Annotated in this window: 23 protein-coding genes; 16 read left to right on the forward strand and 7 right to left on the reverse strand. The window is 59.7% G+C overall.

All coding sequences use genetic code 11. The features are described from left to right. Positions 1-2 precede the first annotated feature (2 nt). From BLV67_RS10340 to BLV67_RS10355, 4 genes are all read right to left on the reverse strand, one after another. A complete protein-coding gene (locus tag BLV67_RS10340) occupies positions 3-236 on the reverse strand; it encodes a hypothetical protein (protein WP_069786721.1) in 234 nt (77 codons plus the stop codon). A 75-nt stretch (positions 237-311) separates the two neighbouring features. Continuing rightward, positions 312-677: a hypothetical protein gene (locus tag BLV67_RS10345; protein WP_069786722.1), complete on the reverse strand. Its 366-nt coding sequence runs from the start codon at positions 675-677 to the stop codon at positions 312-314. Beyond that, positions 674-1,153, reverse strand: coding sequence for a YmfL family putative regulatory protein (locus BLV67_RS10350; RefSeq protein ID WP_279627591.1), 480 nt, complete (start codon positions 1,151-1,153; stop codon positions 674-676). Before BLV67_RS10350 ends, BLV67_RS10345 begins: the two co-directional genes overlap by 4 nt. A gap of 29 nt (positions 1,154-1,182) precedes the next feature. After that, positions 1,183-1,383: a DNA-binding protein gene (locus BLV67_RS10355; protein WP_069786724.1), complete on the reverse strand. Its 201-nt coding sequence runs from the start codon at positions 1,381-1,383 to the stop codon at positions 1,183-1,185. 87 nt (positions 1,384-1,470) lie between these two features. On the opposite strand from BLV67_RS10355, the gene BLV67_RS10360 reads away from it, so the two are divergent. Both BLV67_RS10360 and BLV67_RS10365 read left to right on the forward strand, forming a co-directional pair. Further along, positions 1,471-1,839, forward strand: coding sequence for a helix-turn-helix domain-containing protein (locus tag BLV67_RS10360; RefSeq protein ID WP_083269343.1), 369 nt, complete (start codon positions 1,471-1,473; stop codon positions 1,837-1,839). 101 nt (positions 1,840-1,940) lie between these two features. Further along, on the forward strand, positions 1,941-2,126 hold the full coding sequence (locus BLV67_RS10365; RefSeq protein WP_069786726.1) for a hypothetical protein: 186 nt from the start codon (positions 1,941-1,943) through the stop codon (positions 2,124-2,126). Between the two features lie 67 nt (positions 2,127-2,193). Here BLV67_RS10365 and BLV67_RS10370 read toward each other — a convergent pair whose 3' ends face one another. The 3 genes from BLV67_RS10370 to BLV67_RS10380 form a co-directional block, all read right to left on the reverse strand. Beyond that, the gene (locus BLV67_RS10370; protein ID WP_071483122.1) at positions 2,194-2,442 is read right to left on the reverse strand and encodes an ogr/Delta-like zinc finger family protein; all 249 of its coding nucleotides are present in this window, start codon (positions 2,440-2,442) and stop codon (positions 2,194-2,196) included. 65 nt (positions 2,443-2,507) lie between these two features. After that, positions 2,508-3,386: a phage portal protein gene (locus tag BLV67_RS10375; protein WP_069786727.1), complete on the reverse strand. Its 879-nt coding sequence runs from the start codon at positions 3,384-3,386 to the stop codon at positions 2,508-2,510. Next, positions 3,298-5,355, reverse strand: coding sequence for a terminase large subunit domain-containing protein (locus tag BLV67_RS10380; RefSeq protein WP_069786728.1), 2,058 nt, complete (start codon positions 5,353-5,355; stop codon positions 3,298-3,300). Before BLV67_RS10380 ends, BLV67_RS10375 begins: the two co-directional genes overlap by 89 nt. 162 nt (positions 5,356-5,517) lie before the next feature. On the opposite strand from BLV67_RS10380, the gene BLV67_RS10385 reads away from it, so the two are divergent. The 14 genes from BLV67_RS10385 to BLV67_RS32935 all read left to right on the forward strand — a co-directional run bounded on the left by BLV67_RS10385 (position 5,518) and on the right by BLV67_RS32935 (position 13,341). Then, the gene (locus BLV67_RS10385) at positions 5,518-6,432 is read left to right on the forward strand and encodes a GPO family capsid scaffolding protein (protein ID WP_069786729.1); all 915 of its coding nucleotides are present in this window, start codon (positions 5,518-5,520) and stop codon (positions 6,430-6,432) included. Between the two features lies 1 nt (position 6,433). After that, positions 6,434-7,456 carry a phage major capsid protein, P2 family gene (locus tag BLV67_RS10390; protein ID WP_069786730.1) on the forward strand — a complete coding sequence of 341 codons (1,023 nt, stop codon included), beginning with the start codon at positions 6,434-6,436 and terminating at the stop codon, positions 7,454-7,456. After that, complete coding sequence (gpM, locus tag BLV67_RS10395) at positions 7,453-8,181, forward strand: phage terminase small subunit (protein ID WP_069786731.1); 729 nt, start codon at positions 7,453-7,455, stop codon at positions 8,179-8,181. The genes BLV67_RS10390 and gpM overlap by 4 nt, the downstream gene beginning before the upstream one ends. Positions 8,182-8,278: 97 nt before the next feature. Further along, complete coding sequence (locus BLV67_RS10400) at positions 8,279-8,740, forward strand: head completion/stabilization protein (RefSeq protein WP_069786732.1); 462 nt, start codon at positions 8,279-8,281, stop codon at positions 8,738-8,740. Beyond that, positions 8,737-9,186: a phage tail protein gene (locus BLV67_RS10405; RefSeq protein WP_069786733.1), complete on the forward strand. Its 450-nt coding sequence runs from the start codon at positions 8,737-8,739 to the stop codon at positions 9,184-9,186. The genes BLV67_RS10400 and BLV67_RS10405 overlap by 4 nt, the downstream gene beginning before the upstream one ends. Continuing rightward, positions 9,176-9,856, forward strand: coding sequence for a phage virion morphogenesis protein (locus BLV67_RS10410; RefSeq protein WP_069786734.1), 681 nt, complete (start codon positions 9,176-9,178; stop codon positions 9,854-9,856). Before BLV67_RS10405 ends, BLV67_RS10410 begins: the two co-directional genes overlap by 11 nt. Before the next feature lie 11 nt (positions 9,857-9,867). After that, on the forward strand, positions 9,868-10,995 hold the full coding sequence (locus BLV67_RS10415) for a DUF2586 domain-containing protein (RefSeq protein ID WP_069786735.1): 1,128 nt from the start codon (positions 9,868-9,870) through the stop codon (positions 10,993-10,995). Between the two features lie 6 nt (positions 10,996-11,001). Continuing rightward, the gene (locus BLV67_RS10420; RefSeq protein WP_069786736.1) at positions 11,002-11,451 is read left to right on the forward strand and encodes a phage protein; all 450 of its coding nucleotides are present in this window, start codon (positions 11,002-11,004) and stop codon (positions 11,449-11,451) included. After that, a complete protein-coding gene (locus BLV67_RS10425; protein ID WP_069786737.1) occupies positions 11,451-11,669 on the forward strand; it encodes a TraR/DksA C4-type zinc finger protein in 219 nt (72 codons plus the stop codon). The genes BLV67_RS10420 and BLV67_RS10425 overlap by 1 nt, the downstream gene beginning before the upstream one ends. After that, a complete protein-coding gene (locus tag BLV67_RS10430; RefSeq protein ID WP_053253846.1) occupies positions 11,666-11,872 on the forward strand; it encodes a hypothetical protein in 207 nt (68 codons plus the stop codon). The genes BLV67_RS10425 and BLV67_RS10430 overlap by 4 nt, the downstream gene beginning before the upstream one ends. Continuing rightward, entirely contained in the window at positions 11,869-12,402 is a 534-nt protein-coding gene (locus tag BLV67_RS10435) for a lysozyme (protein WP_069786738.1), read from the forward strand. Before BLV67_RS10430 ends, BLV67_RS10435 begins: the two co-directional genes overlap by 4 nt. Further along, positions 12,402-12,854: a lysis system i-spanin subunit Rz gene (locus BLV67_RS32075; RefSeq protein WP_069786739.1), complete on the forward strand. Its 453-nt coding sequence runs from the start codon at positions 12,402-12,404 to the stop codon at positions 12,852-12,854. The genes BLV67_RS10435 and BLV67_RS32075 overlap by 1 nt, the downstream gene beginning before the upstream one ends. Before the next feature lie 35 nt (positions 12,855-12,889). Next, complete coding sequence (locus BLV67_RS10445; RefSeq protein WP_069786740.1) at positions 12,890-13,177, forward strand: putative phage tail assembly chaperone; 288 nt, start codon at positions 12,890-12,892, stop codon at positions 13,175-13,177. Positions 13,178-13,200: 23 nt separating this feature from the next. Then, positions 13,201-13,341, forward strand: a complete 141-nt coding sequence (locus BLV67_RS32935) for a DUF6890 family protein (RefSeq protein ID WP_019360422.1) — start codon at positions 13,201-13,203, stop codon at positions 13,339-13,341. Position 13,342 lies beyond the last annotated feature (1 nt).

The following is a 13,342-nucleotide window of genomic DNA, read 5'->3' on the forward strand; positions in this document are numbered from 1 at the left end:
GGTTACTTCACTGCTTTAAGGCTGTGGGACAGGGCTGCCATCAGGCGTTTTTGCGCTGCCATTACCGGGACGTGGGCGAGGATTGCGCCGTGGCGAAGACCGTCCGCTACAAAGCGGAACTGGTCGTCGTACCAATGTTCATTGAGGCTCAAGCGGTACTGTTCACGCAGCGCGGCCAGCAACGCTTCGGCCTCGGCCGGGGGCAGTTGGGCTGTGACAATTACGGCGTTTACCATCTGGAAACCTCGATTTCGGGCGCAGTTCACCCAAACCCACGAGACGTGGGGCCGGCGTTTGGTTTGGGTTGGGAGTTACGAGTGCGCGGAGCGCAGACGGACGTTGTCCGGGGTGTTCAGGACGCGTTGATAGATCAAGCTGACAGGCACGGACCAGCAATGTCCTTTAACAGGGTCGCGGATCACCACAACGGTTTCGGTGCTGTGGTCCAAGATGAGACGCTGACGGAAAGCGATTTCCATTAGCTCGATGTGGGCGAGGGAGGTCAGTTTTGTTGCAACCGATTCGGCGACATCGAAGCTGGCCACCAGGTGGTTGATGGCGCGGTTTAGAAGCGCCGACAGGTCGCCCAGGTGCTCGGCTTGATGGCGCTCAAGGAAAGCCAGCGCGGCGTTCTGCATGCATTCCTGATAGTCCAGGGCATTGGTTTGGGTGGTCATTTGGCTTTCCCCAATTTGGCGCGGTAAAGATCGATCGCGGCATACACTTCGGCGGTGCGTGCGGCCATGTGCAAGGTATGGGCGTTCTGGATCAGTTCGGCCTCAACGTCGGTGATCACCCCGTCATCAAGTGCCTGGGCAATGATCTGGTCGACCGTCCCGTGTTTGGCTGAACTCTGCATGGCCCGTGCGTACATCTCCACGTTATCCAGTCTGTCTGGATGGACCACTGGGACGAACATGCCGCCGTACATTGCTGCGACATAAGTGGGCAAGTGGTGAGTGCCCGTCACTTGCTCCAGCTGGAAGATCTGCGCATCGGTCAGTGGGCGGCAGCTGTTGTTCTCATAAGCGTGGTTATCAAACTTTTTGAGCGGCAGGCCGATTCGTGCGGCGGCACATTCGCGGCCACCTGAGTAGCTGCAAATGATTGCGCTGACCACTTCCCGACGTGTTTTTAGAACTCGACTTTTCATCTTCTGCTGTTCCCTCAGTGCACTGGCCATTACTGTGCAATCACGCCGTCTTTGATGCCGAGCAGCACGGCGGCGCGATGTGCCTCCCCCCGGCGACCTTTTTTACGACCGTTCAAAAGGTCGCTGACCAAATTCTTATTCAGTGAATGAGTGCGGCTGAATTCCGCAATGCTCATCCCTTTGCGATCCAGAGCCTCCCGGGCTTGCTCGGGTGTAAGGGTGGCGGGCATAGTGTTCGCTCGTGTGCGTTCGTGTGGATTCGTGTTTGTACGGCGCCGATTATGACCAGTTTATTTGTCCTGTAAAGGGGCTAAAGCTTGAAAAATTTGTCATCGGGAGAACTCCCAGATGTGAGTGCGGGCGAATGCTTGCGCGAAGAAAGGGGTCGTTTGGGCCTCAAACAAGAAGAAATGGCACAGATTGGCGGCGTAACCCGTAATACCCAAGGCAGCTATGAGCGTGACGAGCGGCGCCCGGATACTGGTTATTTGAAAGCCTTGCACGCTGTAGGATTGGACGTCCTTTACGTCGTAACAGGCGTGCGGACCCCCGTGCCTGTTGGGGATCTGACCGAGGACGAAGAGGTGCTGGTTAGGCGGTACCGAAGCATGCCGTCGGATGACCAAAAATCTGTGCGTCGCTTCATCCAGGCGATCGCCGACGACGTAGCAAAGAGTTCGAATTAAGTTGTAACAAAACTTGTATCCCATTCGGGCCTCCCCAGTCCTAAAGCCAATCCCTGCTCCGATAACGTCGATTCAGCAATGCATTTCATGGAGTAATAAGCATGTTGGATCGCACGAACAATGAACGCGCCTGCGCCGAGATCCGCGAGTTTGAATGGCTCGCCCTTTCCAGAATTGAACGTAATTTCATTGGCTTATATCGGCAGTTAAATGAAGAGGATCGGAAGCAACTCAGGCGTCTTACTGAGGCTCTGGCCACCGTTCCAGAAGAGTCGGTAGCTAGTTAAACGCCATAACAGAAGGCTGCAGACGTAGCCTGGTCGCCGGCCTCATAGGTCGGCGTTTGGGCCAATTTCACGCTGCCCCAAGTTGGTCAAATAACTCTCGCTGCTTGGCCCTGGGCATATCTCTCAAACGATCAAACAACATTCTTTCGTAGGATTGAGCTGAAGGGCTGAGCGTGTGCGAAAACGTCAGATTCGCTACCCATGTGTGCCCGCACGTTGCGTCGAGGCACTGGCAATAGAGCTTGGCAAAATCCCGCGATAGTTCTTCGCGTGAAGCAATCCGGCCCTTGTTCCCGCATTTGCATACAACTCTCATTGTGTCCCTCCCCAGGGCAGCCAATAGCCACTATTTTGCCACATTTTGTAGTGGCAATAGCTGCTTTAAGACGTTTGCCCAGTGTTATCGACTGGTGTTTTGGTTTCTTGCCAGGATATTTTCCTGTCGTGTCGGAGCGTGTCGTTCAACTGGCTGAATAGCTGGCAAATCGGTCTGATCTCGTTGCTGGTGTACACACGATCGATCTTCTCAATGTCACCAAACCCGCCGCTGTTTTCCGGAATAATCCCGGCCAGGGCAGGGTTCATCCGCCAGGCGGCGATCACGTCATTGCGGGTGATGTTCTTCACCTTCTCCAGCTCGTCCTTGGCCTGAAAGTCGCCCACGGGAATGATCTGGATCGCGTTCTCCTTGCCGTTGGGAATGTTGACGAACATCGAGCGGAAGTTGCCCACGCCCTTGCTGGCGCTGATCTGGGCGCGCAGGTTGTCTTCGTCTTCCTCGGTCAGGTCCGGGTCGTTGGTGTAGAAGATGTAACCCGCATGCGCACCGTTGCTGTAGTAGCGCCGGCGGAACAGGGTCGCGGCTTCGTTGAGCAACAGCGCCTGCAGACCTCCCAGATAATCGGGCACGCCATAGATGTTCTGTTCCACGTCGTAGTCTAGGACGTGTTCGATTTCCTCTTGGTCGAAGTCCATGTACTTGCTGTCTGGCAGCAGCATCCGAAACCCACCGTCGACCTTCACCCGCATGTTGATCGCTGGCAGGTGCTGCATCTCCAGCACCTCGCCGAATGCGTTGGTGTCGCGGTAGAAATAGGCCTCTCCAAACACCATGTAATCCAGGCTCGCCCGTCCCATGGTCTGTGTGCTGCAGCCCTCGGACGGGATGAATTCACGCAACAGCAAGTTGCGCTTGAACTTGGGAATGGCGCCGTGGTGCGCGTTGGCGCGTAGCAGCTTGGCCAGGCCCGCCCGGGACACCGGTGGCTTGTAGATTTCGCCGTCGTCGCTGAGAAACACCCCCAGGTACTCGCCGATGTTGCCGGACAGCACCTGTTCGGGTTCCCCGAAGGTAAACGCCCGCATGGGCTGTGGCTGTCGCGCCTGCTGGCTGGTTTGGGGCTTTTTGTGTCGTGGCTTGGGCATTGTTTCCGCTCGTGACGTAGCGGCTACGGCGCCGCTTGTTGGTGTTGAGGGGTTCGTTGAACAGGGCGTGCATGATCGACCAAGCGATATCGGCGTGGCCGGTGGCGTCAGTGCGCGAAGCGCTGTACGTCACTTGGCCGCTGGTGGTGGTGCCGCGTTTAATGGTCAGAAACGCCTGGGCGATGTCGGTCCAGCCGGCGTCCCATTCGATGCGGCTCCCCTGGATCGTGTCCTGGGCCTTGAGTACCAGCGTGTTTTTGGTTTCAAGGCTGTAATGGATCGCGGTCGCTCGCGGATAGAAGTCGCGCACCAGGTCAAACACGCCGTAGCCAATACCGGTCGTGTCGATGCCGATGTGCTGCACGTTGAAACGCTCGGTAAGTTTCTTAACCTGTTCGGCCTGGTACTTGAACGACTGCCCACGCCAACTGTGTTTTTCCAGGATGCGGAATTTCGCCCCGGGTTCCAGTGGCGGAGCGACCACCACGCACGTGGCGTCGTCGCGGGTGCGGCTGGGATCGTAACCAAGCCACACCGGGCTGTTGCCGAACGGCCGATCCAGATCCGGGTTGAAGTCTTCCCACAACGACAGGTCGGAGTAGCACCGCTCCAGGTCTTTGAGGCCGAACGCGCTCTGGCTGCTGTCGATGAACTTGCAGTAAAACAGCTGCTGGAATTTGTCTTCGTCGTACTCCAGCTGCAGCTGCTCCAGGTCGAACAGATCGCACCCGCCATCGATCGCGTCCTGGATGGTGATGGTCTTGCGCCATTGACCATCTGGGCACAGCGCGCCCTGCGTGTAGGACGCCTCGGTAGGCCAGGTGCCGCCGGCTTTCTTGCCGCGTTTGCTGTTGCGGAATTCCTCCCCGGACCAGAACGGGTATGCCTGGTGCGAGACTGCGCTGGGAGTCGAAAAGTAGGTTTTTCGCCACTTCTTGTGGGTACCCATGGCGCTGGCCACGGTGCTGAGCTTTTCGAAGTCGCGGATCCAGAAGTACTCATCCACGTACACATGGCCGTGGTAGCCCTGGGCGGTGCTGCTGTTGGTCGAAAGGAAGCGCAGCTCGGCGCCATTGCTGAGCGTGATCGGGTTGCCGGTCAGCTCGATATCGAACCACTGTTTGGCAAACTGGATGATGTAGCTGCGGAAGATCTCTGACTGCGAGCGGCTGGCCGATAGGAATACCTGGTTGTCACCAGTCAACACCGCGTCCATGAACGCTTCGCCGGCGAAGTAGTAGGTCAGGCCTACCTGGCGACTTTTGAGAATGTTGCGGATCCGGCTCGTCAGCGGGTTTTGCTTGGCCGCGAACAACTCCTGCTGATAGCGGTACATCTTGCTGATGAACTTATCCAGGAAGTCGACTTCGGTCAGACCGCTGATGTCGTTCTTGGCCTTCTTTTCCTTTTTCCTGTCGCCGCCCTCGCCACGGCTGGAGCGTTCGCCACGCGACCGCCTGCGCGGTTCCTGGGGCTCGCCCATGTCGTCGCCGTTCGATGCTGCCACCGGTGCGGGTTTGGCCGCTTGTTTCAGCAGGCGTTCGCGAACGATGGTCAGTCGGTCCAGTTCGTTGAGGTCGTCTTTGGACAGGCTGCCAACCTTGTCCAGGAGGAGGGTGATCCGCCGGCCAACGGCAGTCAGCGGTTCTTCGTCCGACAGCATGTCCTCCCAACCGCCCTGGCGGATCCAGTAATAGACGATCCGGATATTGGGTAGGTTGAGCTGCGCCTGAATTTCCTTGGCCTTACAGCGGCGCAGAAACAGGCGTTTGGCGGCTTCTTTAACTTCGGTCGAGTAGTACATGGGACGCAGTCTATGCGGCGAAAACGCTGTAAACGCGGGGTTAAATTCCGTGATCCACCTATATCGCGAATATAGGAGAAACGCGCATTTGAACCGTTTGTTTGAGGCTTGGCGGCTCCCTATCGTGGCGGCTCATTCAACGATTGAGCGCAGTTATCGCCCATGCCCCGTTCCCTTGTTTCGTACTGGAAACGTGTCGCCACCAGCGGCACCACCGCCGATGGCCGCGAGATCCTTCCCCAGGAACTGCGCGATATCGCTGAAACCTACAAGCCGTCCAGATACACGGCGGTGATCTGGTGCGATCACGAACGCTGGAGCGGTTCCCACGGCACCGTCTTTGCTGTGCGACTGGTGGAAGAAGGTGAAGACCTGGAGCCCGGGCAAATCGCCTTGGAGGCGCAGCTCAAGCCGAACGACCGCCTTCTGCAGCTGAATGATCAGGGCCAAAAGCTTTTCTCCAGCATCGAGATCACCCCGAACTTCGCAGGCAGCGGAAAAGCTTACCTGACAGGTCTGGGCGTCACCGATGAGCCGGCCAGCCTGGGAACCCAGGAACTCTATTTTTCGAAGCAAACCCACAAAAACTCCTTTTATGCCGCCTCCGTCGAACTGGGCTCCTTTGAAGCTGAACCGCAGAGCGAGGTCGGCAAGCTGATCTGCTTGCTCACTGGCCTGTTCAAGCGCTTTGCCACGGACGCCGAGCCCGCCGAACCCACCACCCCAACCGAGAGCAAACCCCCAATGGATGAAGCTACCGCAACGGCCCTCAAAGCCCTGCTGGAGCAGCTGCTTGTCGTCGCTGCCGGCATTCAGGCTGTGATTGAACCCGCCGCCGCAGATGCACCAGAACCCGATCAGGCGCCAATCGACGATGTGAGCGCTGCCGTAGACGAGATCGTCACTACAGCCGAGGAAGAACGTGAGTTCCGCCGTAGCGGTGGATCGAACAAGGCCGTTCTGGCTCAGTTGGAAAAGCTGCAAAAGCAGTTCTCCGCCCTGCGGAACGACTCGACCGGTCGCCAGTTGCCACGCAATCCCGGCCCAGTGACCACCACCAAAAAGCGGGTGCTCTGATATGGCCCAGCCATTAAGCGCCCGTGGCGCCAAACAATATGCCGAGCTGCAGGAAGCGATGGCCGAAGCGTACGGCGTCGAGCGATCGAGCCGCATGTTCAGTGTGGACCCGACGATTGCCCAAGAGCTGAACGACGCTATCACTGCGAAAGCTGACTTCCTGGAGCGTATCAACGTCGTTCCGGTGAGTGAGATCAAAGGCGAAAAAGTCTTCATCGGTGTGAATGGTCCGGTCACTGGTCGCACCAATACCAAAACCACCGACCGCGAAGCCAAAGACGCATCAGCGTTGGACAATACCACCTACGAGCTGGCCGATACCCAGTCGGACGTGGGGCTGCCGTACGCCAAGATCGATGCCTGGGCGAAGTTTCCAGACTTCAAAGAGCGCTATTCCGCGGCGGTGCAAAAACGCATTGCTCAGGACCGTATTGTTATCGGTTTCCACGGCACCAGTGCGGCAACTCAGACCGATCTGGCGGCTAATCCCAAGCTGCAGGACGTGAACAAAGGTTGGCTGCAGCAACTGCGCGAGCAAGCCCCGCAACAGGTGCTGAAAGAGGGTAAGACTGCCGGTAAGGTCACGCTGGGCGCCGGTGGCGACTACGCCAACCTTGATGCCCTGGTGCACGACACCAAGCAAATGGTGGACGAAATCCTGCGCGAAGACGGCGACCTGGTCGCGATCATCGGCACCGATTTGCTCGCCGCTGACAAGGCTAAGTTGTACACCAAACAGGGCGACACCCCGACTGAAAAGGAGCGTATCGAAAACGCCCAGGTGATCGCGACCTATGGCGGCCTGCCGGCGTTCAGCGTCCCGAACTTCCCGGTCAACGCGGTGCTGGTCACCAGCTGGGACAACCTCTCGATTTACTACCAGGACACCAGCTGGCGTAAGCAGACGATCGAGAACCCGAAGCGCTCACGCGTTGAGGACTACAACAGCCGCAATGAAGGTTATGTGATCGAGCAGCTGGAAAAGATCGCGTTCACCGAAAACGTTGAGTTGGTGGCCGCGTGAGCCTGGCCCTGGCGCACAAGCGCCGCACCCTGGCCATGGGCAGCACAGCAGTAGCGGCGCTCGCCGCTGCCGCTGACTTGGCCTACTCGCCGGCGGATGCCCTGAGCAGCCCCGCCAATGCGCGCAAACACCTGCTACTGCAGGAGGCGGCGTTGGACCAGGATCTGGAGCGCCTGAGCGCGATGAAAGGCGCGTTGGCAGGGCGCCAATTGCTCAAGCGCGACGAGTTGCTGCCCAAATACCAGGAATACGTCCAGCGCTATTGCGAGTCGGGGCTGAACTTCACCAATCGCGTTGCGGTGCAGGTGATGGTGTGGCTGTTCGATACCGCCCAGTTTGAAGACGCGCTGGAGCTGGCTGACTTCCTGATGGAGCAGGGCCAGAAGATGCCGGAGCGATTCAAGCGCCGTGACATCCAGACCTTTGTTGCTGATGCGATCGCAGACTGGGCCTACGACGAATACAACGCGGGCCGCAGCCCTGAGCCCTATCTATCCGATCTGCTGCCCCGTGTTGACGGCGAATGGGACCTGCCTGAGCAGATCCCGAGCAACTACCACAAGTTAATCGGTATGCGGGCTATGGAGGCTGAGCAGTGGGAAACCGCGCTCAAGCATTTGGAGCGCTCTACCGAGCTGTACCCGAAGGCCGGCAACGACACACGCATTAAAAAAGTCCGCAGGGCCTTGGAAAAACAAGCGGCCGTTACCCCGGCCACCGAATAACCGACTACCCCCCCAGCGGGGACCTGTGGAAGTGAGCCGCCCATTTATGGACCGTCCCACTGAAAACAGGCTCCCCGCCCTATTTGAGCGGCCAGCAATGAGCTTTTCCGGGAAACCCACCACCTTTGTGGAGCAGACGATAGAGAACGACGGCTTTTGGCCCGACCTCTCTGTGTCCGAATTCCAGAAGGAACAACGCCTGCCGGCGGAGTACCTGGTGGAGCTGCTGGCCGACGCATTGAACGCGGCGATGGTCGAGGTCAATACGGACCTGGCCAAGTGCAAAGCTCGCTGGCAAGCCAATGGCGTCACGCGTGTCGAGACCGCGGATTCCAGGCTGCTGCCGGAACGGGCATTTCAGGTGAAGTTGTACAAGCGCGCCGTGTACTGCCGCGCCAAGGGCAATTCCCTGCCGCAGTTCGCCACCATCACCCGCCGCGAGAGCGCCGAAAACACCGGCAAGGAAGCGCCCGAACGTGCCGAAACCTTCCTGGCGTTCAGCCAGCAAGCCGTGCGTGCCCTGCAGGGCCGTGGCCGCATCACGGCGGCGCTGTTGTGATCCAGCTGCAGGCGCTGACCGCCTACCTGATGGCCCGCAACCTGGTGGAGCCTGAGCAGTTCGACAGCTGGACCGAACAGGTCAGCCTTGAGCTGATCTGGAAGCCCGACCGCGACGGCCTGCACATGGCTGACATGCGTTATCGCGCGGTGTTCTCCCTGGAGCGTTTCACCGGCAACCCGGCCAGGCTGATGGCGCTGGTGGGCAGTTGGCTGGAAAACCACGATCCCGATCGGGACCGCCACGAACTACCGGCACCACTGTTTGCCGTTGAACCCCTCGACCAGGACAGCTTCGACGTGGACCTGTCCCTGGAGTTCGTCGAGCCGCAATACCTGGCTCAGGACCCTGACGGCGAGATCGAGGCGTTCGGCAAGACTTGGGCATTCGTCCCGTTCGATCTGTGGGTTGCCGAGCATGGCGAGGTGGGCAGCAATGGCCGCTAACCCGCTCGACCTCGATGTCAGGGGCTTGCTCGATGTCGACGCTCAGTTGGCGTTGCTTGAACTGCCGCCCCAGCTGCGCCGGCGTTTGCTCAACAGAGTGACCACACGCGTACGGACGATGAGCCGTAAGCGCGTGCGGGAGCAGAAGAACACCGACGGCACCCCGTTCGCTGAGCGCAAGGGCAATGCCAAGGGCAAAAAGAAGATGGAAGCCGGCCTGGCCAAGCTGCTGCAGGTCACTCGCGTCAGTTCGGATGAAGCTGAACTGGGCTGGAAAAACGCCTTGACCCGTTGGGTCGCCGCCCAGCAGCACAACGGCGTCAGCGAACGGCGAACCGCTGCACAGATGCGCCGCTGGAACAAAGTCCCGCCCGGTATTGCATGCACCGACAAACAGGCCAAGCGCCTGCGCCGGCTGGGCTTCCGTGTTCGCCAGAAGGGCAAAAAGGCGCTGGCCAGGCCGTCGGTGGCGTGGATTCAAGAGCACGTGAACTACGCCAAGGCCGGCTTGCTGATCCGCATCTTGAACGACGAACAAACAGAAAAAACGGGCGCGCAAAGCTGGGACATCACCCTGCCAAAACGCCAGTTCCTCGGCGTGGAAACCAGCGGCGAAACCCGCGAGCTGGTTAACCAGGTCTTCGAACAAATCCTTAATTCACCCCGCTAACGAGGCACAGCATGGCACTTGGCAAAGTCAGCGTTAACAATCTCAATCTGGGCCAAGGGGCCGTGACTGAGATCGAGCGCTATTTCCTGTTTATCGGGCCAGGCCCGAAAACCGGCCCAAAAAACATCGGCAAACTGTTGCCGCTCAATACCGAAAGCGACCTGGATGCTGCCCTGGGCACTGCAGCCAGTGACCTGAAAACCCAGATCACTGCAGCGCGCTTGAACGGCGGCGACCGCTGGGCGTGTCTGGCGGCGCCGATCGCGGCCGATGCCGACTGGCGCGTCTCTCTGGAGGCTTGCCAACAGCAGGGCTTTTCCGTCGAGGCCGCAGTGGTCACCCAACCGGTGACCAAGGGCGAAGACCTGACCGCCATGCATGACGCGGCTGTGTTGGTGAACAACGTTTACGGCCGCCGGTTGTTCGTGATGGCCGCGACTGCCAGTCCGACCGTGCTGCAGTCCTGGTCGGAATATGTCGCCGAACAAAAGGCGATCACCGCAAACGTGGCCGCGCCCCGTGTGCTGGCTGTACCGCAGCTGCATGGCAATGACCTTGGCGTGCTGGCCGGTCGCTTGGCCGATGCAGCCGTGAGTATTGCCGACAGCCCAATGCGCGTGGCCACTGGTGCTGTAAACGGCCTCGGCAGCGTGCCGGTCGACAAAGATGGCGTGCCGCTGCCGTCCGCGATCCGCGCCGAGCTGGACAAGGCCCGCTTTTCTGTTTCCCAGACCTACCCGGATTACCCGGGCGTGTATTGGGGTGACGGCAACATGCTGGACACCCCAGGCAGTGACTACCAGGTCGTTGAATATCTGCGCCTGGCGGACAAGGCCGCACGCCAGGTACGGCCTCTGCTGATTCGCCGCGTGGCCGATCGCCGCTTGAACAACACCCCCAACAGCATGGCCGTGAACGTTAACGCGCTGATGGCGCCACTGCGCCAGATGGCCAAGTCGGTCAAGTTCGCCGGCCAGGTGTTCCCGGGCGAGATCGAAACGCCAAAAGACGGCGACATCGTGTTGACCTGGAAGAGCAAAACCGCCGTCGAGGCGTACATCAAGCTCAAGCCCCACAACTGCCCGAAAGACCTCACGGCGAACATCGCCCTGGACCTTTCCAACGACGATTCGGAGTAACCCCCCATGTCACGTATTGGCGGCAAGAACTTTGACGTGAACCTGGGCGACATGCAGGTCCACGTCGAGAGCTGCACCCTGGACATCACCGACAACAGCAAGACCGCGCAAACCCGGGGCGTGCCTGACGGCTACGTCGACGGCGATGTTGCGGCGGCCGGTGAAATCGAACTGGACTCCATCAACTTCAACCTGGTCGTCGAAGCGGCGCGCACTGCCGGCAGCTTTCGCAAGCTGGATGCGTTCGACGTGGTGTTCTTCGCCAAGGCCGGCGACGACGAGCTGCGTATTGAAGCGTTCGGCTGCAAATTGAAGGTTTCCAGCTTGCTGAGCATCGATCCCAAAGGCGGCGAGAAGACCAAGCACAAGGTGCCTTTCGAGGTGACCAGCCCGGACTTTATCCGCATCAACGGCGTGCCTTACCTGGATGCCACCGAGATAGAGGGCATTAGCTGATGGTATGCCCGTTCGATCGCGCCCAAGCACTGGAACAACGTCAGCGGGACCAGGCTATCAAAGCCCAGTTGGCCCAGGCCCGGCGTGAGTCAGCGGGCCAAAGCCTTACTCACTGCCAGGACTGTGATAACGAGATTCCGGCAGCGCGCCAGGCGCTCGGCGGCAAGACCCGCTGTGTCCCGTGCCAGTCTTTTTTCGAAAAAGGAGTGCAGCGATGAGCACGAATCAGGCGGCCCAGGACACCGCCATTGCACTGGCGAAAGCGTCACCTGCGATCGGTGTAGCCGCCACTGGAGCGACAGGGGCCATCGACTGGTCGGCTGTCGCCTACATGCTGACTGCCGTTTACATGGTGCTGCAGATCCTGCTGTTGGTTCCCAAGTATCGCCAGATGCTGCGCGACTGGAAGGTTAAGCCATGAGCCTGCGCGGCAAGATCGCCGCCGGCGCCATCGCGCTCTGCAGCTCCACACTCGTTGTGTTCCTGGGCACCTGGGAAGGCAACGGCCAGAACACGGTTTATGCCGACAAGCTGGCCCGTGGGCTGCCAACCGTGTGCAAGGGCATCACCGGCCATACCAGTCCGTACCCGGTGGTTGTTGGTGACTACTGGTCGGATGCGCGCTGCAACGAGGTGGAGCAGCTGGTGATCAGTAAAGGCCAACTGCAGCTGGCCGACTGCATCACCAATCAGGACGTGGGCCAGAACACGTTCGACGCCCTGAGCAGCCATGGCCACAACTTCGGCACTCCCAGCACATGCGCCAGTCGCGCCGTGGGCCTGATCAATGCCGGCCGCATTAAAGAGGGCTGCCAGGCGCTTGCCTGGGCGCCTGACGGCAAAACACCGGTCTGGGCCTTCATCAGCAAGCCCGATGGCAAGAAGGTATTTGTCCGGGGTTTGCATAGCCGCCGCTTGGCCGAGGCCGAGCTTTGTAAGGCGGGCCTGTGATGCGCGAAGGCACCTTCATCCTGGTGCTGTGCCTGTTGGCCTGGTTCGGCTTTGACCTGCTGCAGGGCCAGCGCGATACCGCACGCACCGAGCGTGACGCGGCGCTCTTCGAAGTGAACGGCCTGCGCGAGGCGGCGCGCATCAGCGGCGAAATGCTGGCTGAGCGTGACGCTATCGACCTCAAACGTACCTTGGAACTGAACGATGAACGCGCCAAAAACGATGCCCTGCGCCGCGCTGTTGATGCTGGCTTTAACCGGCTGCGCCTCAACGCCACCTGCAGCGCCCCAGCCACCCCAGCGGCCGGCGCCGGCGGCGTGGCTCATGCAGCCGCCCCCGAACTCACAGCAGACGCTCGACAAGATTATTTCACCCTCAGAGACCAGCTCGCCCTCAGTCGCCAAATGATCCTGGGCCTGCAGGACCACGTGCGCAGGGTATGCCTGCGCTGATTCACCCACTTTCTAACCCTGAACGGAGCAACACCATGACCGATACACGCGATATCACCCTGGAAGTAGGCGACAAAGAATTCACCTTCGCACTGACCCCGCAGGACGTGACGAAGTACTTCAACGCTGTTACCCAGACCAACAAGGTTTCGCCAGCCAACAACTTGCTGGTGACCACCGTTAAGCAGGAAGAACGCGCCACCCTCAAGGCCCAGTTGGGCAACCCGGTGTTGGTCATGCAACTGGCCGGCGCGCTCCTGGAAGAGTACGGCCCGGACGTTGAAATCACCGTAAAAAAGCCCTCGACCACGCCGAACGACTGACCGAAAACGGCCTTGGCCAACTCGTGGCCCTGGCCGGCCGCTGGTTACCTGGTGCCGAACCCACCGCCGAGGTGATGGGGACGGCCAAGTGGCTGGAGGACGAGCACTGGCGCCGCATGGAAATCGCCATTGCCAACGGCATCGCCTACGCACTCAACGGATAAA

The organism is Pseudomonas salomonii, assembly GCF_900107155.1.
GTDB classification, from domain to species: Bacteria; Pseudomonadota; Gammaproteobacteria; order Pseudomonadales; family Pseudomonadaceae; genus Aquipseudomonas; species Aquipseudomonas salomonii.

Bases quoted from the DNA above. Each gene is read 5' to 3' on its own strand.
- BLV67_RS10340 (WP_069786721.1), bottom strand. From the start codon at position 236: ATGGTAAACGCCGTAATTGTCACAGCCCAACTGCCCCCGGCCGAGGCC.
- BLV67_RS10345 (WP_069786722.1), bottom strand. From the start codon at position 677: ATGACCACCCAAACCAATGCCCTGGACTATCAGGAATGCATGCAGAAC.
- BLV67_RS10350 (WP_279627591.1), bottom strand. From the start codon at position 1,153: ATGAAAAGTCGAGTTCTAAAAACACGTCGGGAAGTGGTCAGCGCAATC.
- BLV67_RS10355 (WP_069786724.1), bottom strand. From the start codon at position 1,383: ATGCCCGCCACCCTTACACCCGAGCAAGCCCGGGAGGCTCTGGATCGC.
- BLV67_RS10365 (WP_069786726.1), top strand. From the start codon at position 1,941: ATGTTGGATCGCACGAACAATGAACGCGCCTGCGCCGAGATCCGCGAG.
- BLV67_RS10370 (WP_071483122.1), bottom strand. From the start codon at position 2,442: ATGAGAGTTGTATGCAAATGCGGGAACAAGGGCCGGATTGCTTCACGC.
- BLV67_RS10380 (WP_069786728.1), bottom strand. From the start codon at position 5,355: ATGTACTACTCGACCGAAGTTAAAGAAGCCGCCAAACGCCTGTTTCTG.
- BLV67_RS10385 (WP_069786729.1), top strand. From the start codon at position 5,518: ATGCCCCGTTCCCTTGTTTCGTACTGGAAACGTGTCGCCACCAGCGGC.
- BLV67_RS10390 (WP_069786730.1), top strand. From the start codon at position 6,434: ATGGCCCAGCCATTAAGCGCCCGTGGCGCCAAACAATATGCCGAGCTG.
- BLV67_RS10400 (WP_069786732.1), top strand. From the start codon at position 8,279: ATGAGCTTTTCCGGGAAACCCACCACCTTTGTGGAGCAGACGATAGAG.
- BLV67_RS10410 (WP_069786734.1), top strand. From the start codon at position 9,176: ATGGCCGCTAACCCGCTCGACCTCGATGTCAGGGGCTTGCTCGATGTC.
- BLV67_RS10415 (WP_069786735.1), top strand. From the start codon at position 9,868: ATGGCACTTGGCAAAGTCAGCGTTAACAATCTCAATCTGGGCCAAGGG.
- BLV67_RS10420 (WP_069786736.1), top strand. From the start codon at position 11,002: ATGTCACGTATTGGCGGCAAGAACTTTGACGTGAACCTGGGCGACATG.
- BLV67_RS10425 (WP_069786737.1), top strand. From the start codon at position 11,451: ATGGTATGCCCGTTCGATCGCGCCCAAGCACTGGAACAACGTCAGCGG.
- BLV67_RS10430 (WP_053253846.1), top strand. From the start codon at position 11,666: ATGAGCACGAATCAGGCGGCCCAGGACACCGCCATTGCACTGGCGAAA.
- BLV67_RS10435 (WP_069786738.1), top strand. From the start codon at position 11,869: ATGAGCCTGCGCGGCAAGATCGCCGCCGGCGCCATCGCGCTCTGCAGC.
- BLV67_RS32075 (WP_069786739.1), top strand. From the start codon at position 12,402: ATGCGCGAAGGCACCTTCATCCTGGTGCTGTGCCTGTTGGCCTGGTTC.
- BLV67_RS10445 (WP_069786740.1), top strand. From the start codon at position 12,890: ATGACCGATACACGCGATATCACCCTGGAAGTAGGCGACAAAGAATTC.